Source organism: Tistrella mobilis (genome assembly GCF_041468085.1).
GTDB lineage: Bacteria > Pseudomonadota > Alphaproteobacteria > Tistrellales > Tistrellaceae > Tistrella > Tistrella mobilis_A.
Genome location: NZ_CP121015.1, coordinates 534,534 through 554,483, shown reverse-complemented (window position 1 = coordinate 554,483; position 19,950 = coordinate 534,534). Strand labels below are relative to the sequence as shown.

Below are 19,950 nucleotides of genomic sequence, written 5' to 3'. Positions count from 1 at the left end.
CCTCCTCAGCTGGCCCGGCGGCGGGCATAGGCGGTGGTGGCGTCCTGGCGGTCATCTTCCCGGCGCAGCCCGGGCACCGGATGGGGGCCTTCGGTTTGCAGCCGGTATTCGCCGCCGTCGGCGCGCGCCCGGGCGATCACGTCCTCGGTCGGGTTCCAGCCCTCATTGACGGCGCGGTTCCAGGCGAAATAGCGATCATCCGCCGGCAGTTCGTCCACCGGCACGAAATCGCTGTCTTTCGAGGTCAGGTCCACCTGCCGGGCCAGCACGTCGCGGATGAAGCCCTTGTTCTCGCGGAAGACGATGCTCTCCCCCATCTCGCGCGGCAGGAAGGCTTCGGGGTCGCGCTTCTCCACCTTGCGCATCATCTCGCAGGCGACGCGCAGATGTTCGATTTCCATGGCCAGGTGCAGCTCGTAGACCGCCTTCACCCGGGGGTCGATCTCGTCCTGCATGAAGGAATGATACATCCAGCATTCGTGATACTGGTGCAGCACCAGGTTCTCGAACCAGCCGACGGTCGGGTCCAGGATGCTTTCGTAATGGCTGACATGCTGTTCCTCGATCTGGGCGATCTCCAGATAGGTGGCGCGCGCCAGCGGCTCCTGCGGCCGGTTGCCGATGTTCATGTAGAAATTCATCGTCTGCTGTTCCGAGGCCATCACCGTCAGCGCATTCATCACCGATTGCGGATCGGCGGCGAGCGCGGTCATCGGCCGGCGGATCTCGTCGCGCGGATCGCGATGTTCGAAGATGGTCGGCCGGCCGGGCATGATCTCGGTCAGCCGACCGGTGATCTCGTCGGCCCGCGCCTTCCCTGACCCCTGGCCCTCCAGCATCTGGTAGAGGTTGGCATAGCGGTAGAGGTGGTCGAAATCCTCCAGCAGGCCGAATTCGTAAACCTGGCGCAGATAGGGGTCGGGCTCGTGCTGCGCGATCCAGGCGGTCAGGTCGACGGCCACCTGTTCATAACCCAGCGTCACCTCCAGCGTGGTCTCGTCGCCGGGGATCAGCCAGTTCATCACCTTCTGCTGCTGGGCCTCGATCCGGCGCATCAGCGACAGCTGCTTGCGGATCTCGGGGTCGAGCGTGTTGCGCGCCATCTGGTGCGAGAACATCACCGCCTCGACCTCGATGCCGTTCATCACGATGCCGCGGCAGCGGCTGTAGGGGTGCACGCTGGCCTTGTCATAGGGGCGGATGTTCAGCTCCGACCAGTTGCGGCACTGTTTTTCAAGGGGAATGCCCTTTTCCTGCAGGGGATTGAAGGTCATCGGACTCGTCCTTTGATTGGAGATGACGGGCGCGCGGTCACGACCCCATCTCGTCCGCGATGTCGCGGATATGCTCCAGATGGCGTTCCACCGTGTCGGCGATCTCGTCCGCGGTTTCGCGCAGCTCCTCGTTCTCGCCGGTCTCGGCATATCCCCGATGCAGCTTCAGCGCCGCTTCGTGCGCGTCGATCTGGCTGGCGACATACATCCGGTCGAAGCCCGGGACCTGCTGTTCGTTCAGATCTTCCAGAATCTTCATCCGCCGGTCGTCCAGCCGGTCGGGCAGCTGCACCGACAGGCCCATATCGGCCAGGGTCGCCTTCATCTTTTCGGTCGCGGCGGTGTGGTCCAGCACCATGCGGCCGGCAAAGGCGCGGATGTCGTCGTTCTGCGTCTTGTTGCGGGCAAGCTTGGCGGCCTCGATCTCGAAAATGTCGGACAGGGCCGCCTCTTCGGTATAGGCGGCGGTCGAACTTCCGGCGGTGGTGGTATTGGCGCCGGCGGCGATGCCGCTGCCGATCAGCACGGCACCGGCCGCTGCGGCGACCAGCCGGGCGGCGAGCACGGCACTGATGGTGGTGGTCCGGATCGGCCGGGGGATCATGGCGGGCTTCTCCTGTCAGTCTGCGCGTTATGCAGCTGCAATCGCGGCCCGCGGCCTATGTTCCGCCGGGTGATCTGCGGATATCCGCGGAACGAAATGCCCGCCGCCGCGCTTTCAGCACGGGCCACAGACATGCGGAGAGACCATGCCGGCTGCGCGTTCGCCGCGGCGGGATCTGATCATCGGTCTGGGCCGCGCCGCGGCCGGGGCCCTGCTGTTCACCCTGCCGATCCTGATGACCATGGAAACCTGGCAGCTGGGCGTCACCCTGCCCGAAACCCGGCTGCTTCTGCTGCTGGCGCTCACCCTGCCGCTGCTGGTCGGGCTGTCCAGGATCGGCGGTTTCCGCCGCACCGCCAGCCTTGCCCAGGACATGGCCGATGCCGCGATCGCAACCGGCATCGCCGGCCTGGTCGCGGCCGGCGTGCTCGGGATCTTCGGCGTGATCTCTCCCGACATGCCGGCCTCGGAAGTGCTGGGCAAGCTCGCGATCCAGATCCCGCCCGGCGCCGTGGGCGCGCTGTTCGGCCGCGCCCAGCTCGGGGCCGCCAACCAGGACGATACCGGCCGGGAAGAGGTGGAAGAGACCTATGCCGGAGAGCTGTTCGTGATGGTTGCGGGCGCGCTGTTCCTGTCGCTGAACATCGCCCCCACCGAAGAGGTGGTGCTGATCGCCTGGCGCATGTCGCTCTGGCAGCAGCTGGGGCTTCTGGGGGCGAGCCTGATGGTGATGCACGCCCTGGTCTATCAGCTGGAATTCAGCGGCGGCCATGGCCCCCGCACGGAAGAGGGGTTCTGGAGCCTGTTCCTGCGCTTCACGGTCACCGGCTATGTGCTGGTCGCCCTGGTCAGTCTTTACGTGCTCTGGACCATCGGCCGGCTGGACGGCACCGGCCCGGTGGACATCGCGGGCGTCGTGATCGTGCTGTCCTTCCCCGGCGCCGTGGGCGCCGCAGCTGCCAGAATCATCGTGTGATGAGGATATTCGTGTGATGGGGACGCGGATGGACGACGCCGGCGGCGGCGACAGGACCAACCCGCTGGAATGGATCATCGCCTCGGTCGCGGCGGCGGCCCTGGTGGCGCTGGCCGCATGGCTGGGCTATCTGGCCCTGACCGAACCCGCAGGCACGCCGGCGCTGGCGGTCCGCCCGACGGCGGTGCAGCAGGCCGGGGCGGGCTGGGTCGTCACCTTCGAGGCCAGCAACACCGGCCCGCGCACGGCATCCGAGGTCGAAATCGAGGGCGAGATCCTGGCCGATGGCCACGTCCTGGCCCGCGGCCGCACCCGCATCGACTATCTGCCCGCCCGCTCCACCCGCAAGGGCGGCATCCTGTTCGACCGCGATCCGGCGGGGGCGGAGGTGCGGATGCGGGCGGTGGGGTATGCGGATCCGTGAGGGTGGGGCGGGGTCCACCGTCGTTTCCGGATCCCCGCCGCGGTGCCCTGGCCCACCGTCCCCTCAGGACTGCACGATGGTTCCCCCGTTCGGGTGCAGGACCTGACCGCTCATGTAAGACGCCTCTTCGCTCGCCAGGAAGACATGGCAGGCCGCCACCTCGTTGGGCTGGCCGGCGCGGCCCATGGGGGCGCTGCCGCCGTGTTCCGCCACCTTTTCGGCCGGGAAGCTGGCGGGGATCAGCGGGGTCCAGATCGGGCCCGGGGCAACCGCGTTGACGCGGATCTTCCGGTCGACCAGCAGCCTGGACATCGACCGGGTGAAGGCCACGATGGCGCCGCGGGTGGCGGCATAGTCCACCATGCTGGGATAGCCCTGATAGGCGGTGATCGAGGTGGTGTTGACGATGGCGCCGCCGTCCGGCAGATGCTCCAGCGCCGCCTTGGTCATGAAGAAACAGCCGAAGACATTGGTGCGGAAGGTGCGTTCCAGCTGTTCGGCGGCCAGATCGGTGAAATCTTTCACCTCGTGCTGTTCGGCGGCATTGTTGACCAGGATGTCCAGGCGGCCCAGGGTCTTGACCACCTCTGCCACCGCCTGCCGGCAGACGGCCTCGTCGCCGACATCGCCGGCGATATGCATGGCCTGACGGCCTTCGGCTTCGATCAGACGCACCGTTTCCTCGGCATCGCGATGCTCGTTCAGATACAGGATGGCGATATCGGCGCCCTCCCGGGCCATGCCGATCGCCACCGCCCGGCCGATACCGCTGTCGCCGCCGGTGATCAGGGCGACCTTTTCCTTCAGTCGGCCGGTACCCGGAAATCGTGGCATGTAATCGGGAGACGGTGACATTTCATGTTCTCGCCCCGGCTGTTGCGATTGCTTCTGTGGTGGTTGAAGATGATCCGACATGTCCGTATCTTTCCTGGCTCTGTTGCAGACATGTCGCATGAACCCTGCCCGATATTTTTGGTTCCTGCGTAGGAGGAACAGCATCCGACACGTAGAAGTTCTGTCTCCGCGCGCCGCGTGACGCGTGGCCGCCCGATGAACTAAACTGCAACGGAGACTGATCCAGCCGATGACGACCGACGTAGAAGCTGTCGGGTGCCACAGATCCGATGCCCGGCTTCCGGAGACAGCCGGGCCGGTAACTGCCGAACAGGTAACTGCCGAACCCGATGCCTCGCCTGGCCGGCGCCCGTGCATCATGGCCCGAGGCAGCACCCGGCAGGCTGATCGCATGACGAAGGAACACCCCCAACCCATGGCAAGCGCACATCCCGGACGTCGTATTGACGGGACTGAGCCGAAACGGCAGGGCGAGGACGAGAACAGGTCGATCGACCACGCCCTCCAGGATCTCTACGCCGCTTATGGAAACGAGACATCGCCGCCCAAGGAGATGATGGATCTGGCGCGCGAGGCTGCGGCAGCCCTGATGGGCAATCCCGCCTACGACAAGATCACGCCCACGGATACATCCGGGGAGCCGTCCCCATCCGGCGACCCGGAGCCGGGGGGCACACCGGGCGGCCGCAAGGCCCGATCCGACGAACACACCTCGTGAAGCAGGCCGTGGCGCTCCCCCGGGGGCGCACCGCCGTATCCGACGGCCGGTCCACGGGGCGCGGGTGTCAGCGGCGGCGGCAGATATAGATCTCGTCCGCCGGACGGGACAGGATCGTGAACCCGGCACTGCGCAGCATCGCTTCCGTGCAGGCCCGGTTCGGGATCCACCAGTTGCTGGGGTCGCCCGCATAGGCGTGCTCCACGAAATGCAGCCGCGGGTAGTCCTCGCGATCAAAGATCGCGCGTTCCGAGAAATCATGATCCGCGGCGAGTGCGCCGGCCGTTCCGGCGCCGCGCTCCAGCGACTGCACCACCAGCAGATCCGCCGCCGCATGGGCCCGGATCAGGTCCAGCGCCAGCAGCGGGTGGCGCAGGTGGTACAGCACGCCCATGAACAATACGAGGTCGAAGCACTCGCCCAGCCGGGGCAGGTCGTAGACCGACATCTCCCGGAACTCGACGGCGACGTCGGCGACCTCGGCCGCCAGCCGCGCCTGGGCCAGATAGCGCGGGTCGTGATCGACCGCCAGCACCCGCGCCGCCCCTTCCTGCTTCAGGCGGATGGAGAAATAGCCGGCATTGCAGCCGATATCGAGCACGCTGAGGCCGGTGAGGTCCGCCGGCAGGGCCGGCCGCAGCCGGTCCCACTGAAAGCCCGGATAGTCGCCGAGGAAATGGTCCGGCGCGGTCCGGATGCCGTTCAGTTCCATGTTGTGGAACCACGGGCGAAGATCATCGATGCGGCGTTTCAGGGTGTTGCGGTCGGGCATGGTCCGGGTCCATTTTCGCTCGGGGGCGTGCGTCGAGGGTCATCCACCCGCAAACAGCAGCGCGACCAGCGCCTCGGCGCGGGTCCGCCGGCCGCCGGCGCGGGCGCGGGCATAGAGGCCGGCCAGGCGACCGGAGTCGAAGGCCTCGATCAGCCGCTGATGGACATAGCTGCGCCGGGCGACGGCGGGGGTATTGCCCAGCATGTCCGCCACATCGCGCATCACCGCCGCGACCTGCCGGCGGCGGCGGGTGACGGAGCCTGCGGGATCGGTGGCGGCCAGCGCCGCACCGGCGGCGGCGGTGGCCGAGAGGGTGCGGAAATCCTTGGCGGTCACCGGGGTTTCGACCGCGCCGCGGCCCCGGGCAATCCAGGCCAGATAGGCGTTCACATCGGCCGCAGTCACGGTGTGCGGCCGGCCGTGACCGGCCGGATACTGGAACAGCCGCGCGCCCTTCAGGGCCATCAGCCGGCCGAGCGCCGCCGCCAGCCCGGCATCATCCAGCGCGCAGGCGATCGCCCGGCCGCTCTTGCCGCGAAAATCCAGCGCCACGGTGCTGCCGGATATTGAAACCTGGCGCTTCAGCAGCGTGGCGGCACCGCGGCTGCGGCCGGATTGAACATAATCTTCGCAGCCGATCCGGATATGGGTGAGGTCGATCACCCGCACGATCGCGGCCAGCGCGCCGTCGCGGGTCCGGCCCGCCTGTTCCAGATCGCGCGCCACCCGGGCGCGGATGCGGCCGATCGCCCCGGCCAGCGTCGCCAGCCGGTCGATCTTGTCGCGCTCGCGCACCTGCGCCCAATCCGGATGGTAGCGGTATTGCAGCCGACCGGCGCGGTCGCGGCCGGTCGCCTGAAGATGGGCGCGGGGGTCGGCGGCGATCCGGACCTCGCGATAATCGGGCGGGATCGCCAGCGCCCTGATCCGGTCGATTTCGGCCGGGTCGGTGATCCGGCGGCCTTCGCCGTCCAGATAGACGAAGCCGCGCCCGGCCCGGCGGCGGCGGATCGGCAGGGCGTCGGCCGCCGACCGGTGCAGCCCGGCCGCGCGCATCCGCGCGGCGCGGCGCCGCTTCAGGCCCGGGATGCGCGTCGGCGGTGCGCCGTCACTGCGGTTCAATGCCCGCTCCGGCTCAATGTTCCGGCGCCGCCAGGCCAAGGGGGAGGGCGGCCCCGCCGGCCGGCTCGCGCCGCCGGGTGGCGGCACCGTTGACCTCTGCCGCCGGTTTCGTCGCCGCCAGCCGCCCCTCTTCGGCCAGCAGCGCGGCGAACCAGTCGATGGTGGCGGCAAGCCCGGTGCGCAGCGGCACCATCGGCTGCCAGTCCAGCAGCTGGCGGGCAAGCGTGATGTCCGGCCGGCGGCGGCGCGGATCGTCGGCCGGCAGCGGATCATGGGTGGTGCTGATCCGCCGGCCGGTCAGCCGGCCGATCATCTCCGCCATCTCCAGGATCGAATATTCTTCCGGATTGCCCAGATTGACCGGACCATCGGGCCGCCGGTCGACCGAGATCAGCCGCACCAGCCCTTCGACCAGATCGTCGACATAGCAGAACGACCGGGTCTGGCGGCCAGAGCCGTAGATGGTGAGTTTCTGCCCGGTCAGCGCCTGGGCGACGAAGTTCGACACGATCCGCCCGTCATCCAGCCGCATGCGCGGACCATAGGTGTTGAACACCCGCGCCACCCGGACATCGGTGCCGTACTGGCGGACGAAGTCGTAGCACAACGCCTCGGCCATGCGCTTGCCCTCGTCGTAACAGGCGCGCGGGCCGGTGGTGTTGACGCAGCCGCGATAGCTTTCCGGCTGGGGGTGGACCTCGGGGTCGCCATAGATTTCCGAGGTCGATGTCATGACGAAACGGGCATCGGCCTGGGTCGCCAGTTCCAGCAGATTGAGCGTGCCGACCACGCTGGTGGTGGCGGTGCGGATCGGCTGGTCCTGGTAATGCGGCGGCGAGGCGGGGCAGGCGAGGTTCCAGACCCGGGCGAGGCCGGCGATCTTCGGCAGCGGCCGGCGGATGTCGTGTTCCATGAACACGAAATCCGGATGATCGGCCAGATGCAGAAGATTGCGGGCAAGGCCGGTGTGGAAATCGTCGACCCCATAGACCCGCCAGCCGTCATCGATCAGCCGGGTGCAGAGATGCGAGCCCAGAAAGCCGGCGGCGCCTGCGACCAGGGCCGCCGGGCGGCCGGGGCGGGGGCCCGTCCTCAGGCTGTCCGTCTTGCGGCTGGGGAGGGCGGGTCCGTTCATGGGGCGATGATCAGGCAGGTGAATGCGCATCGTCTCCGGTCCTTTCGCGCTGCCCGGCCATGGTCTGCCCCTCCATGGCCCGGATGAGGGGCGGGCGGGCCGCATCGGTCCGCATCAGCCCCGCAATCAGGTCGTCCGCCCGGTGTCGCCCGGTATGGGCGCCGAGCACCGCCGCACGCGCCGCGGCGGCGATGCGCGCGCGGGCCGGGGCGTCGGTGGTCGTCAGCATCCGCACCACGTCGTCGGTGGTGTCGGCGATCAGGATCGCGTCGCTTTCGGGGAAGATCGTCTCCAGCCCGGGCTGACGGTCGCTGATCACCGGCGTGCCGCAGGCACCGGCCTCGAACAGCCGCACGCTGGGCGACCATCCGGTCGCCATCATCTCGGCCCGGGTGACCGAGAGGGTGAAGGCCGATGCGGCATAGAAGGCGGGATGGTCGGCCGGGCCCACATGTTCCACCCGCTCGACATTGGCGGGCCAGTCGATGTCGTCCGGATATTGCGGCCCGGCCACGATGAAGCGCCGGTCGGGCAGGCGGCGGGCCGGCTCGATCAGCAGCCGTTCCAGCCCGGGCTGACGGTCGGGGGAATAGGTGCCCAGATAGCTGAGGTCATAGACCGGCCGGCTGCCGGCGGGTCTGTAGCGCTCCGCATCCACCGCGCAATAAAGCGGCAGGGCCCGGCGCGCGCCGTAATCCTGTTCCAGCCTGTCCAGCAGCGGGCCGCCGGTGAAGCTGAAATAGACGTCGAAGGCGGGGATCAGCATGCGTGAGAGCCAGCTGCACTGATCCTCGTCCAGCCGGGCGAGCGTCACCGGCGTGTCGATGTCGTAGAAGCCGACCGGGCCGCCGGCGAGGGTCATCACCCGGCGGATCACCTCGATCCCGTCGGGCACGTAAGACCCGATCAGCACCGCATCGGCCCCCGCGATCAGCGCGCGATGCCTGGTCTCCAGCTCCGCCGGGTTGTCGTAGAAGACCAGCCGGCAGAAATCGGGGTCGGCCAGATCGCGCTGCGACGCATACCAGGGCACATCGCGCTCCAGGAAGGTGACGCGATGGCCGCGGGCATGAAGGCCGCGGATCAGCGCCCGGAAGGTCGTGGCATGACCGTTGCCCCACGAGGAACTGAGCGAGAGACCGAGAATGGTGATGTCGAGCGGGCGGGTCATGCGGCGCGTTCCCTGGCTTTCTGCGTGGCGAGCCGGCGGAGGATCTCGTCCACCTCGCGGCCCCGCCGGTCATAGGTGTGGTCCCGAAGGATGCGGGCCCGGGCGCGGGCGCCGATCTCGGCGGCCCGTTCGGGCGTCACCCGGTTCAGCATGGCCAGAACGTCGGAGCCGTCCCCGGCCACCAGAATCTCGCGGTCCGGCTCAAAGAAGATGTCGATGCCCGGCCAGTGGTCGGTGATCAGGCAGGCGCCGGCGGCGGCTGCCTCGAAGATCCGGGTGGGGGGCGAGAAACCGCGTTCGGCCATGCTGTCGCGGTTGACGTTCAGCACCATGCGCGGGGTCACGTTGAAGGCGTTGTGGTCCCGGGTGCCGACATGGCCGATGGCGCGCACATTCTGCGGCAGCGCGTCCTGCACCCAGCCGGCACCGCCCAGGATCATCCGGCAACCCGGAGCTGCGGCTGCAGGTTCCAGAAAGAAACGCCGGACCCGCGCCTCGCGGTCGGGCAGGCGGTTGCCCAGGAAGGCGAGGTCACCGGCAAAGCGCGGATCGGGCGCCACCGGATGATGGGTGTCCAGATCGACCGCGTTGTAGACCGGCAGGCAGGCGCGGGCGCCGGCCCCGGTATAGTCGGCCACGACCCCCGGCCCGCCGCCATAGGTGAGCACGGCATCCAGCCCCGGCAGCGCCGCCGCCAGCACCCGTTCGCCGCCGGCCGCCATGGCCTGCAGCGTGGCGGGGGCGTCCACATCCCAGAACAGCCGCAGGGCATCGGGCCGGGCGGCGGCCATCACCCGATCGAGCAGCGCGTCGTCATGCACGCCCACACCGCTCGCCTTGATCACCACATCGGCGGTCGCGGCATGGGCGACCGCCATCTCCAGCCCTTCGGCATCGGGCTGCCAGACCACCACCCGGCACCAGGCCGGCGGGTCGATGTCGCGGCGTTGCTGGCGGCCGAAGGCGTCGGGCTCAAGAAAGGTCACCTCGTGGCCCAGGCCGGCAAGCGCGCGAACGATGCCGCGGTAATAGGTGGCCGCACCGTTCCAGTAACTGGACAGGATGCTGGAGCCGTAGAACGCAATCTTCATGACGAAACGGTCTCCGCTGCCGTGGGATGGGGATGCCGGGAATGGGGCTGCTGCGACATGGCGTGCCCGGTCGTCATCCGGTCGACGATCCGGAACAGCTCGTCGACCCGGTGGTCGCAGCCATGGCGGGCAAGGATGGTCTCGCGGCCGTTCCGCGCCAGTTCCCGGGCCATGGCCGGGTCGTCCAGCACGGCCCGCATGGCGCGGCGCATGGCCGGGCCGTCCCCCACCCGCAGATAATCGGTGCCGGTGCGGAACAGCCCCTCGTTGTCGTCCCAAGGGGCGCTGATCAGCGGGATGCCCGAGGCCAGTGCCTCGAACATGCGGATGGTCGGAATGCCGGGCAGATCCCGGGCATAGAAGCGCCGGGGGACATGGATGGTCATCCGGTGGCGGGCGAAGGCTTCGGGCACATCGGCATTGGCGATCCAGCCCGGCTGGTCGATGCCCGCCCGGGCCAGCGCCACCCGTGCCGGTTCGGGATAGCGCACCCCGTGGACGGTGGCGGACAGGCCGAGCGCACGCACCGGCTCGACCAGAAACTCGTCCAGCTCCGCGCCGCGCTCGCCATCGCCCCAATTGCCGATCCAGACCAGATCGCGGCTGCGCGGGATCTGCGGCTGCGGCCTGAACAGGGTCAGATCCGCCGCCTCGTGCCAGACATGGACCTGATCGGCCCAGCCATGGCGGCGCCAGGTTTCGGCCAGCACGGCGCCGAAGGCCAGCACCCCGTCGTAACCGTCCAGATCCAGCGCCGCCATCTCTTCGGGCGCCGAGACCGCCCGGTGATGGGTATCGTGGAACAGCAGCACGAAGGGCGCGCCCCCGGCCCGCATCCGGCCCAGCCTGCGGACCAGCGCCGGATCGGTCCATTCATGGACCAGCACCAGACCGGCGCCGTCCAGCGCCGCCTCGATCTCTTCAAAGCCGCGATAGTCGATGCGGTCGATATCGGGGAAGCGGCGGGCAAATCCCGGGGCCGGGTCTTCGCCGATCGCCTCGGCCAGGTTCGACCGGCTCCACCCGCCCACCGGCTCCAGCGCCACCGCCTGGTGGCCGCGCGCGGCCAGCGCCCGCAGGATGCCGCGCTGGAAATGGGCATTGCCGTGGTTCCAGCACGAGACCACCGAATGGGTGAACAGAACGACCTTCATGGTGCGGCATCTCCTCTGGCGGCGGTGTGGCGGGCAAGCACCCGGCCATAGACGGCGAGCATCGCGTCGGCCTGGCGGGCGTGAGAGAAGGTCGCGGCCCGGGTGGTGGCCAGAAGGCCCATGCGCCCCAGAAGCGCCGGGTCGCGGATCAGGCCGTCCAGGGCGCCGCGCACCGCTTCCGGGTCGTGCGGGTCGACGAAACAGGCGCAGTCGTCCCAAAGCTCGCGATGGGTGGGGATGTCGGACAGCACCAGCGCCGCACCGGCGCCCGCCGCCTCCAGCACCGACAGGCCGAAGGGTTCATAGAGCGCCAGCGAGACGAAGATCGCGGCCTCGGCCATGCGGGCGCGGAGGGCGCGATGGGGCAGGCTGCCCAGATGGGTGACATGAACCGGCCGCGGCCCGGCCCGTCCCGGCCCCGAACTTTCTGGTCCCTCCAGCGGCCCGGCGATCTCCACCGGCCAGAGCGCGCCTTCGGCGGCGGCATCCAGAACGGCCAGATTCTTGGCCGGATCCCACCAGCGGGCGGCGGCGAGCGCCACCTGGCGCTTCTGCCCGGCCATCACCGGCACGGCGGCATTGGGCACCACCGCCAGATCGGGCAGGGGGCCGTAGATCGCGGTCATGGCGGCGGCGAAAGCGCGGCTGGGGCTGATCACCGCATCGGCCGCAGCCAGGCCCTGCGCGGTCGCGGCGCCATGCCAGGCGAGGTTGAGCGGCGGGGTCTCGCCCCGCACCGCCTGCCACCAGGTCGACAGGCAGGAATGGGCGGCGGCGATGCGGGGAAGCTGCGCGGGCAGGAAGGGCAGCAGCGGCGGGTTGTTCACCTGCACCAGATCGGCGCCCGCGGCGGTGACCGCGGCGGCGAGCGCCCGGCCGCTTTCGGCCAGCGCCTCGGGCCCGTCCACCTGCCAGTCCAGCGGCCGGTCGATCCAGTCCAGGGCGACACCCGCCTCGCGGGCCTCGTCGCGCTGCGCCTCGGACGGGCGGGGGCCAAGGCCGATCAGCAGCGGCGCCACCACCCGTGGCACATCGCCGGCCACCGCCAGCGCCCGGCCCTTCAGCGTGCCGGCGAGGTCGAGCGCATAGCGCCACACCCCCCCCACCGCATCGGTCGTGATCACCAGGGTGAGCGGCGGGCTCAGCGTCCGCATGCCGCCTCCAGCCGGGCGAGGGGCACCGGGCGTTCGTCCTGGATGTCGCTGAACCGGTCGAAGGCCGCCAGATAATGTTCATGCGCCCGTTCCCAGGCCCGGTCGTCGGGGCGGCCCCAGAGCGCGCGGTATTGCGGCGAGGCGGGGTAGGGGTAGAGCGGCACGGGATCATTGGCCCAGACGCCATGGGCCTGAACATGGGACCGCCAGGCGGCGATCTCGTCGGGATCGTCTTCGGGCGTGCCGATCAGATTGGCCTGGACGAAGGGCACATGGCGGCGGGCCTCGATCAGCAGCGCGGTCAGCTCGTCGGTGCCGATCCGGCAGCGCTTGGCCAGGGCGTCGCGGCCGGCGACGGTCAGACTTTCGACGCCCGCCTCGATCGACACGCAGCCCGCCCGGCCCAGCAGGTCCAGCATGTCGGGCTTCCAGAGGTCGATGCGGGTCTGGATGCCGAAGCGCAGATCGCGGGTGACCAGCGCTTCCAGCAGCGGCTTCTGCGGCAGGAAGATCTCGTCGATGAAATAGACGTAAGTCACGCCCTGGGCGATCAGCCGGTCGATTTCCGCCAGCACCAGATCCAGCCGGCGCCGGCGATAGCCGTCGCGGAAATCCAGCTTGGCGCAGAAGCTGCAGGCATAGGGGCAGCCGCGCGAGGCTTCCACCTCGGCACCGGGGCCGTCGGGGGCGGCGTCGAAGCGGTGATGGTGATGGTCGTGGCGGTGCAGCCATTCGGTCGGCCAGTGCAGCGCCGGCAGATCCTTGAAGCTGCCGACATGCGGGCCGCCATTGATCAGCGTCTCGCCCCCCGTCCGCCAGGCGGTGGCGGGCACCCGGCGCATCGCCTCCAGGCTCGGCGCCCGGACAAGGGCGGCGATCACCTCTTCGCATTCGCCCATCACCACGGCATCGGCGGTCAGCTTGCGCAGCGTCGCCCCGGGCGTCGACGAGCCGTGGGGCCCGACCGCGATCCGGATGCCGCCGCGGCCGCCCAGGCGGTTGAGGAAGGCGGCCGGCACCCGCAATTCGGGCGGCGGGCAGCGCCAGAACAGATAGCTCGGCGCGGTCGCGATCACGGTCATGGCAGGCGCGAAGGCGGCGACGCGCGCCACCGCCGCGGCCTCGTCCAGCCCTTCCAGATGGGCGTCGATCAGCAGCACCTCGTGGCCGGCATCCCGCAGCAGGGCGCGGGCATAGCCCAGTTCCAGCGGCAGATGGGGCTCGCGGCAGCCGAAATAGATGCTGCCGTCGAAGCTCCAGGGCGGGTTGACGAGTGCGATCTTCATGCGGTGAGACTCCAATCCGCCGGTGCGGCGGCGCCCCCGCCTTCCGCAACCAGCCAGTCATGCAGGTGTTTCAGCCCCGCCGCATGGTCGATCCGGCGGCGCCAGCCGGTTTCGGCCTCCAGCCGGCGGGTATCGGCCACGAACCAAAGCTGGTCGCCGGTGCGTGGCCGGTCGTGATCGAGCGCCACGGGGGCGCCGGTCAGGCGCCGGATCGCCTCCAGCACCGTCTTCAGGCTCACGGCATTGGCGGGGCCGCCGCCCAGATTGAAGGCGCGGCCGGACAGCCGGCCGATCTGCGCGCGCACCGCCAGATAGGCGGCCACGGCATCATGGACATGCAGCACGTCGCGCACCTGGAAGCCGTCGCCGAACAGGGTGATGGTCTCGCCCTTCAGCGCCCGGATCAGGAAATGGGCCACCCAGCCCTGATCCTCGGTGCCGAACTGGCGCGGGCCGTAGATGCAGCTCATCCTGAGCACCGCCGTCGGCAGACCGAACGAGGCGGCATAATCCAGCACATACTGATCGGCCGCTCCCTTGGAACAGCCATAGGGGGTGGCGAGGTCCAGTGGCCGGGTCTCGTCGATGCCGAAGCGGCGGAGCCCGGGATCGACCGGCAGATGGCCGGCCGGCGTCAGCTCGGTCGCCACATCGCCCAGATGGCCATAGACCTTGTTGGTGCTGGCGAAGATCAGCGGCGGCGGCACCGGCCGGGCGCGCAGGGCCTCCAGCAGATGCAGCGTGCCGCCGGCATTGATCGCGAAATCCTCAAGCGGTGCCACCAGGCTTTCGGTCACCGCCACCTGCGCCGCCAGATGGAAGACCGAGGCGGCATCGCCCGCGGCATCCTCCAGAGCGTCCAGATCGCGGATGTCGGCGGCATGCAGCGTCACCCGCTCGCCATGGCGGGCGCGCAGCCAGTCGACATTCGAGGCGACGCCCGGCCTCGACAAATTGTCGAATAGCAGAACTTCCTCGCCTTTCGCGAGCAGGGCATCGGCCAGATTGGCGCCGATGAAGCCGGCGCCGCCGGTGATCAGCACCGGGGCGGCGGCGCGGTGCGACACCGCCCCCGCCTCGCGGGTGGTGGCGATCTTGCGGCGCACCGCCTCCACCCCGCCCCGGCGCAGCAGCCGGGCCAGCAGCTTGTCGCGGCCGCGGGTGTCCAGCACGCCCATGTGATAGTGCCGGATGTCGAAGCCGCGACCTTCCTGGATCGCGGTTCCGGCCGGCAGGTCCTGAAGCGCATACCAGTACAGCCGGTCGGCCGGGGCATCCAGCGCGTCCAGAAAGCGGCGCGCCTGCTCGCGCTGATCATGGCGCCAGGTCGAATAGCCGGCTTCGGTGATCCAGATCTCCGCCTCGGGCCGATGGCGATCCAGAATCGCCCGCAGCTCCGCCACATGCTCCGGCCAGCCGCTCCAGGCGCCGGCCTCGCTGTCCCAGGTGCCGGGGAAGCCGTGCAGGCCCACGGCCGAAACGGTGCCCAGAATGCCGCGTTCGCCCATCAGCTCCAGCCAGGCGGCATCGAAGGGGCAGGGCCCCCCCAGCACCACCGGCCAGCCGCGCTTTTCCGCCCACCAGGCGGCGGCACCGATCATGTCGCAGAAGATCGACCAGTCGCGATCCACCCGCCAGTCCCAGTCGAGCAGGTTGTTGGGCTCGTTCCAAAGCTCGATCCGCGGGAAATGGCGGCCATGGCGGGTCAGGACATGATCGACGAAATCGGCCAGATCCCGCGGCCGCCGCGGCGGGCCGGATGCCGTGCCGGTGACCGACAGCGAGGGCGGGGTATAGTGGATGCAGGGCAGCACCTCCACCCGGGCGGCCAGCGTCGGCAGCAGCCAGTCATACCAGGCCTCGCCGCCGTCTGCGTGATAATCGGCCCAGGACAGATGCGTGCGCAGCCATGACACGCCCATTGCCTCCATATGGTCCAGGCAGGCGCGCACGCGGTCGTGATCGCCGGGCCGGAACCATTCGGTCAGGCCGAAGGCGGGGCTTGCGCGCAGGGGCTTGCGATCGGGGGGAAGAAGCGCCGTCATACCACCAGCCCCCGCGTTTCCAGCTCGCGCCGGGCATCGGCGACCCGGTCGGCCGCCTGCTGGGTGGACACCCAGCGCACCAGTTCGAACACGGTCTCTTCCAGCGGCAGCTGCGGCTCGAAGCCAAGCCGCGTGCGGGCATGGGTGATGTCGGCGATGCAGTGGCGCACGTCGCCGACCCGCGATTTCTGCAGGATTTCGGGGGCCAGATCGTCGCGATCCATGGCGCGGGCCAGCAGCCGGGCGACACCCGAGACGGTATAGACCCGGCCGCTCGCGATGTTGAACACCTCGCCGCCGATGCCCGGGGTTTCCAGCGCCAGGCGGAAGGCGCGGGCGACGTCGCGGACATGGACGAAATCGCGCTGCTGCGCGCCGTCTTCGAACACCAGCGGCGGCTGGCCGTTGAGCAGCCGGCCGGCGAAGATCGCCAGCACCCCGGTATAGGGGTTGGACAGCATCTGGCCGGGGCCGAAGGTGTTGAACAGCCGGAGCGCCACGGCATCGATGCCATAGGCGGCGCCCAGCATCAGGGTCAGCCGTTCCTGATCGTATTTGCTGAGGGCATAGACCGAATTGAGGTCGGGGCGCTTGCTCTCGGGCGTCGGTGCCGGCACGAGCGGCCGGCCACCGGGTGCCACGGGATCCCAGCGGCCGGCCTTCACCGTGTCGGCCACCCGGCGGACATCGTCGACCGGTGCCCCTTCGGCCGTCCGGTACAGCCCCTCGCCATAAATGCTCATCGACGAGGCGACGATCAGCCGGCGGATGCCGGCCTTTACCACCTGCTGCATCAGCACGGCGGTGCCGAAGCTGTTGACCGACACATAGCGGTCGATCTCGTACATGCTCTGGCCGACACCGACATCGGCGGCCAGATTGATGACGGCATCCACGCCATCGAGCGCGCGGGCGACCAGACCGGCATCGCGTGTGTCGCCGCGCACGAACTCCACCGCCGGGGGGAGGCCGCCATCCGGGGAGGGATCGGGGCCGTGGGCCTGGTCGATCAGGCTGTCCAGCACGCGGACCCGATGTCCGGCGCCGAGCAGTTCGATGCAGACGTGGCGGCCGATGAAGCCGGCGCCACCGGTGACGAGGACTGTATGCATGCGGCAACTTCCCGGAGGTCGTCTTCCCTGAAGGTCCGGGCCGTCCGGCCCGGTGTCTGACGATCAACCGGCGGGGGAGGAAAAGGTTGCCTCTGAAGAAGATGCCGCAGAAGACGAAGCCGTCGGATAGTGCGGAAGACGATGCCGCAGACGCTCAGGCGTCGGGGCGGGCCGGGCGGCGGTCTGCACCCTCCGCAGCGATACGGCTGCGGCGGCTGCCACCGGTGACATCGTCGAGGAAATCGTGTTCGTCCTCGCTGTCGAGCAGGCGGAGCAGGGCCGTGCGGGCCCGGCTGACCCGGCTCTTGATCGTGCCGAGGGCGCAGCCGCAGATCTCCGCGGCTTCTTCGTAACTCATGCCGCCGCCGCCCACGAGCATCAGTGCCTCGCGCTGGTCGGCGGGAAGCCTGCAGAGGGCCTCGTCAACCATCCGCAGCTTCAGCGACCATTCCTGTGCCGGCTTGACATGCACGCCGGGCAGATCCTCGACCACCAGCACGGGTTCACGCTGCTGCTTGTGATAGAGGGTGTAGAAGGTGTTGCGCTGGATGGTGAACAGCCAGGCGCGAAGATTGGTGCCGGCGGTGAACTGGCCGGCATTGGCGATCGCCTTCATCAGGGTTTCCTGAACCAGATCATCCGCCTCACACGGGTTCCTGGTCAGCGATCGGGCGAAGGCGCGCAAGGAAGGGATCAGGGCGACGATTTCATCCTGAACGACCTGTTGGTGATGTTCCATCATGCGGGGCCTTTGTCCGTGATCATCTCGTCCATGGCAGACAGATGGGGGGCAGACAGATGTGGCGGGTCTGTCCGTCGGCGGGCCGGGAGTGTTCCCGCCCGAAGGAGTGGCGCGGCTAGGCCCGGTTTCCCCGGCCTGGAGTGGATCAGTCTGCGCGCCGTGCTGTGGCATCCGTATGTCCTCCCTGTTTCAACGGGTGGTCGCGGATCGTGGCGTGATATGACCCGGGATTGTGTAGGGTTTTAGGCAAATGGAGCCGATCTGCACCGGTTGTTCTGCTCCTCCCGCCTGCGCTGCCGTCTTCTGCAAAATGCGAGGATATTCACCGCAGAGGGCGTAGAGGAATTGATCCACTCAGGAACCATAATGCGGCCGCGGTAAGGATTCTTTAATCTAGTTTAACCGTTCCCGTGGTCACATATGGCATTTCACGGATTGATGATGTTGTTGAAAACACGGAATTTTCCCCGCCGGTCTTCCCGCGGGGCAGAATCCGCGGCCCGGCAGGGGGCGATCAGAGGGCGGATGTATCGCCCGAAGATTGAGGATCCCTGCGCAGATCGGGGCAGGATCTTCTGCCCCGTCTCACACATCGTTACCCTTGGCAACGATGTGGTTGCTCACGCAGTGTATCAGCGCATCGACAGTTCGACGGCGACAATAATGCCCATAAATATAATCGTAAGGACACCCACCACATACAGGCCCCCGGGCAGCCGCCGCGGCTTGCCGCCGGGCGCGGGTTCCAGGCGGTCGCCATCCAGCCCGGGCGCCGAAACCGGGTGATGAACCGTCTCGGCCGCGGCCGCGGCCGCGACATCCGCGCCCCGGGGCGGCGTGCCCGCCGCCTCGTCATCGGTGCCGAGCGGCGCGGCGGCGGGGTCGACCACCGGCACCTTGTCGCCCGTCTGCCCCCGATCGATCCGGTCGCGCAGCTCCGCACTGGTCGGCGGCGCATCCGGCCGCACCGGCGGCAGATCCCCTGGTGCTGGCGCAATCGGCGCCGGATGCTCGCCCGAGGGCCGGGTGTCGCGCGGGTCGCGCGCGCTGGTTTCCATATCGCGCGGGTCGCGCGCGCGGTTTCTGGCTTCGGTGTCGCGCGGGTCGGTCATGAGGTCATCTTTCCGCAGACGGGGGCTCTTCGCCCGTCAATCCGCTGCGGGGGCGGCTGTTCCGCGGGGGGCGCTGCGCTAAAACTGTAAAAGTGCCCTGATTTTTGCCCGGACGTCTGCAAGTGCTTCGGCCGAAACCCGGCTTTTGCGGACGGCCTTGCGTGCGCGCCAGTCGAGCTTCTTGATCTGATCGGCGAGAATCGCGGCCGGTGGATCGCGGCTTACAACCACCTCCAAGACATAGCCCTTGATGCGCGAGATCATCGGGCAGCAGAGCATCATGCCCCGTGCGCCGTTATAGCGTGCGGGCGACAGAACCAGTGCAGGCCGGTGGCCGGCTTGCTCATGTCCTGCCTGTGGATCGAAATCGAGCCAGACAATGTCGCCGCAATCCGGCACCCAGGCCGCCACTACCAGACTTCCCTGCCGACGGCGGGGCCAAAATCGACGTCTTCGGGGAAGGTGTCGGGTGTCATCTTTGCGAGCAGATCGTCAAGCTCGTAAACCGGCATGCCGATCGGTTCGATGATCACCCGGCCACCTTCCTCCCGAACGTCAACGGCCTGGTCAATCTGCAGATCAGCGGCAGCCATCACTGGCGCTGGTATGCGTACCGAAGCGCTATTGTCCCACTTTTTAACGTGAACGCGCATCGCCGGTGCTCCCGTGTCAGCCTCATCAAACTTATTTCAACGCCATTTCGTTTCTACGAACGTATATACGTTCACAAGCTTGGGCACAGAGTGCGAAGCGCACAAATGGCGGGGCACCAATCATACTTCACCGCCTCTCCCCCGCGCCGGCGCCGCCGCGACGGCCCGGATATCCGCATCCGACAACCCGCTGGCATCGCCATCCCCCCACTGCCAGGGATTGAAATCGAGGTGAGGGACCTTGTTGTCTCGCGCCTTCAACTGCTCGATGACAAGATGCTTCAGAGAGGACTTGCCGAAGCCCCAGCCGCCGCGGATGGCAAAGATCCGCCCTTCATCAAGGCTGGTGGCTGAGAGGACGGTGGCGATGCGGGCTGCGAAATCATTGCGCCGCAGCAGGTCCTGGCTGGAGTCGCGGATGGGGGTGTCGGCGCCGATCCCGGCATCGGTGTTGCCCGTCGCCGGCTGCCGGCCACGACCGACCTTGTCACGCCGGAAGAGCCCGCACAGAAAATCCTGTCTGTTCATCGGCGCCTCGCACATTGCCGCC

At 68.7% G+C, this 19,950-nt stretch carries 21 protein-coding genes; 3 read left to right on the top strand and 18 right to left on the bottom strand.

The genetic code is table 11. The annotated features are described in order from the left end of the window. Window positions 1–5: 5 nt before the first annotated feature. Together P7L68_RS05200 and P7L68_RS05195 are read right to left on the bottom strand one after the other, a co-directional pair. Entirely contained in the window at window positions 6–1,274 is a 1,269-nt protein-coding gene (locus tag P7L68_RS05200; protein ID WP_371999603.1) for a hypothetical protein, read from the bottom strand. A gap of 37 nt (window positions 1,275–1,311) precedes the next feature. Next, window positions 1,312–1,878 (bottom strand): DUF4142 domain-containing protein, encoded by a 567-nt coding sequence (locus P7L68_RS05195; RefSeq protein WP_371999602.1) that lies wholly within the window; start codon window positions 1,876–1,878, stop codon window positions 1,312–1,314. A 145-nt stretch (window positions 1,879–2,023) separates the two neighbouring features. Between P7L68_RS05195 and P7L68_RS05190 the strand changes: the two genes are divergently transcribed. Together P7L68_RS05190 and P7L68_RS05185 are read left to right on the top strand one after the other, a co-directional pair. Further along, window positions 2,024–2,854: a TIGR02587 family membrane protein gene (locus tag P7L68_RS05190; protein ID WP_371999601.1), complete on the top strand. Its 831-nt coding sequence runs from the start codon at window positions 2,024–2,026 to the stop codon at window positions 2,852–2,854. 16 nt (window positions 2,855–2,870) lie between these two features. Beyond that, window positions 2,871–3,278, top strand: a complete 408-nt coding sequence (locus P7L68_RS05185) for a hypothetical protein (RefSeq protein ID WP_371999599.1) — start codon at window positions 2,871–2,873, stop codon at window positions 3,276–3,278. Window positions 3,279–3,341: 63 nt separating this feature from the next. On the opposite strand, the gene P7L68_RS05180 is transcribed toward P7L68_RS05185, so the two are convergent. Next, complete coding sequence (locus tag P7L68_RS05180; RefSeq protein WP_371999597.1) at window positions 3,342–4,193, bottom strand: SDR family oxidoreductase; 852 nt, start codon at window positions 4,191–4,193, stop codon at window positions 3,342–3,344. A 331-nt stretch (window positions 4,194–4,524) separates the two neighbouring features. On the opposite strand from P7L68_RS05180, the gene P7L68_RS05175 reads away from it, so the two are divergent. Continuing rightward, complete coding sequence (locus P7L68_RS05175; protein WP_371999595.1) at window positions 4,525–4,851, top strand: hypothetical protein; 327 nt, start codon at window positions 4,525–4,527, stop codon at window positions 4,849–4,851. Window positions 4,852–4,918: 67 nt separating this feature from the next. On the opposite strand, the gene P7L68_RS05170 is transcribed toward P7L68_RS05175, so the two are convergent. The 15 genes from P7L68_RS05170 to P7L68_RS05100 all read right to left on the bottom strand — a co-directional run bounded on the left by P7L68_RS05170 (window position 4,919) and on the right by P7L68_RS05100 (window position 19,943). Continuing rightward, window positions 4,919–5,623 carry a TIGR04290 family methyltransferase gene (locus tag P7L68_RS05170; RefSeq protein WP_371999593.1) on the bottom strand — a complete coding sequence of 235 codons (705 nt, stop codon included), beginning with the start codon at window positions 5,621–5,623 and terminating at the stop codon, window positions 4,919–4,921. A 39-nt stretch (window positions 5,624–5,662) separates the two neighbouring features. Then, complete coding sequence (locus tag P7L68_RS05165; protein ID WP_371999592.1) at window positions 5,663–6,745, bottom strand: DNA topoisomerase IB; 1,083 nt, start codon at window positions 6,743–6,745, stop codon at window positions 5,663–5,665. Between the two features lie 13 nt (window positions 6,746–6,758). After that, window positions 6,759–7,880 carry a UDP-glucuronic acid decarboxylase family protein gene (locus tag P7L68_RS05160; RefSeq protein WP_371999590.1) on the bottom strand — a complete coding sequence of 374 codons (1,122 nt, stop codon included), beginning with the start codon at window positions 7,878–7,880 and terminating at the stop codon, window positions 6,759–6,761. Between the two features lie 10 nt (window positions 7,881–7,890). Then, entirely contained in the window at window positions 7,891–9,051 is a 1,161-nt protein-coding gene (locus tag P7L68_RS05155; protein WP_371999589.1) for a glycosyltransferase, read from the bottom strand. Further along, window positions 9,048–10,142 carry a glycosyltransferase gene (locus tag P7L68_RS05150; protein ID WP_371999587.1) on the bottom strand — a complete coding sequence of 365 codons (1,095 nt, stop codon included), beginning with the start codon at window positions 10,140–10,142 and terminating at the stop codon, window positions 9,048–9,050. The genes P7L68_RS05155 and P7L68_RS05150 overlap by 4 nt, the downstream gene beginning before the upstream one ends. After that, window positions 10,139–11,296, bottom strand: coding sequence for a glycosyltransferase (locus P7L68_RS05145; protein ID WP_371999585.1), 1,158 nt, complete (start codon window positions 11,294–11,296; stop codon window positions 10,139–10,141). The genes P7L68_RS05150 and P7L68_RS05145 overlap by 4 nt, the downstream gene beginning before the upstream one ends. Beyond that, complete coding sequence (locus P7L68_RS05140; protein WP_371999584.1) at window positions 11,293–12,450, bottom strand: glycosyltransferase family 4 protein; 1,158 nt, start codon at window positions 12,448–12,450, stop codon at window positions 11,293–11,295. The genes P7L68_RS05145 and P7L68_RS05140 overlap by 4 nt, the downstream gene beginning before the upstream one ends. Beyond that, window positions 12,438–13,736, bottom strand: a complete 1,299-nt coding sequence (locus tag P7L68_RS05135) for a TIGR04295 family B12-binding domain-containing radical SAM protein (protein ID WP_371999583.1) — start codon at window positions 13,734–13,736, stop codon at window positions 12,438–12,440. The genes P7L68_RS05140 and P7L68_RS05135 overlap by 13 nt, the downstream gene beginning before the upstream one ends. Then, window positions 13,733–15,781: an NAD-dependent epimerase/dehydratase family protein gene (locus P7L68_RS05130; protein ID WP_371999582.1), complete on the bottom strand. Its 2,049-nt coding sequence runs from the start codon at window positions 15,779–15,781 to the stop codon at window positions 13,733–13,735. Before P7L68_RS05130 ends, P7L68_RS05135 begins: the two co-directional genes overlap by 4 nt. After that, on the bottom strand, window positions 15,778–16,893 hold the full coding sequence (locus tag P7L68_RS05125; RefSeq protein WP_371999580.1) for an NAD-dependent epimerase/dehydratase family protein: 1,116 nt from the start codon (window positions 16,891–16,893) through the stop codon (window positions 15,778–15,780). The genes P7L68_RS05130 and P7L68_RS05125 overlap by 4 nt, the downstream gene beginning before the upstream one ends. A 154-nt stretch (window positions 16,894–17,047) precedes the next feature. Next, complete coding sequence (locus tag P7L68_RS05120) at window positions 17,048–17,635, bottom strand: sigma-70 family RNA polymerase sigma factor (RefSeq protein WP_371999578.1); 588 nt, start codon at window positions 17,633–17,635, stop codon at window positions 17,048–17,050. 632 nt (window positions 17,636–18,267) lie between these two features. Beyond that, the gene (locus tag P7L68_RS05115; protein ID WP_371999576.1) at window positions 18,268–18,747 is read right to left on the bottom strand and encodes a hypothetical protein; all 480 of its coding nucleotides are present in this window, start codon (window positions 18,745–18,747) and stop codon (window positions 18,268–18,270) included. A gap of 78 nt (window positions 18,748–18,825) precedes the next feature. Then, on the bottom strand, window positions 18,826–19,158 hold the full coding sequence (gene mazF, locus P7L68_RS05110) for an endoribonuclease MazF (protein ID WP_371999574.1): 333 nt from the start codon (window positions 19,156–19,158) through the stop codon (window positions 18,826–18,828). Next, a complete protein-coding gene (locus tag P7L68_RS05105; RefSeq protein WP_371999572.1) occupies window positions 19,158–19,400 on the bottom strand; it encodes an AbrB/MazE/SpoVT family DNA-binding domain-containing protein in 243 nt (80 codons plus the stop codon). The genes mazF and P7L68_RS05105 overlap by 1 nt, the downstream gene beginning before the upstream one ends. 120 nt (window positions 19,401–19,520) lie before the next feature. Beyond that, entirely contained in the window at window positions 19,521–19,943 is a 423-nt protein-coding gene (locus P7L68_RS05100) for a P-loop NTPase fold protein (protein WP_371999571.1), read from the bottom strand. Window positions 19,944–19,950: the final 7 nt, after the last annotated feature.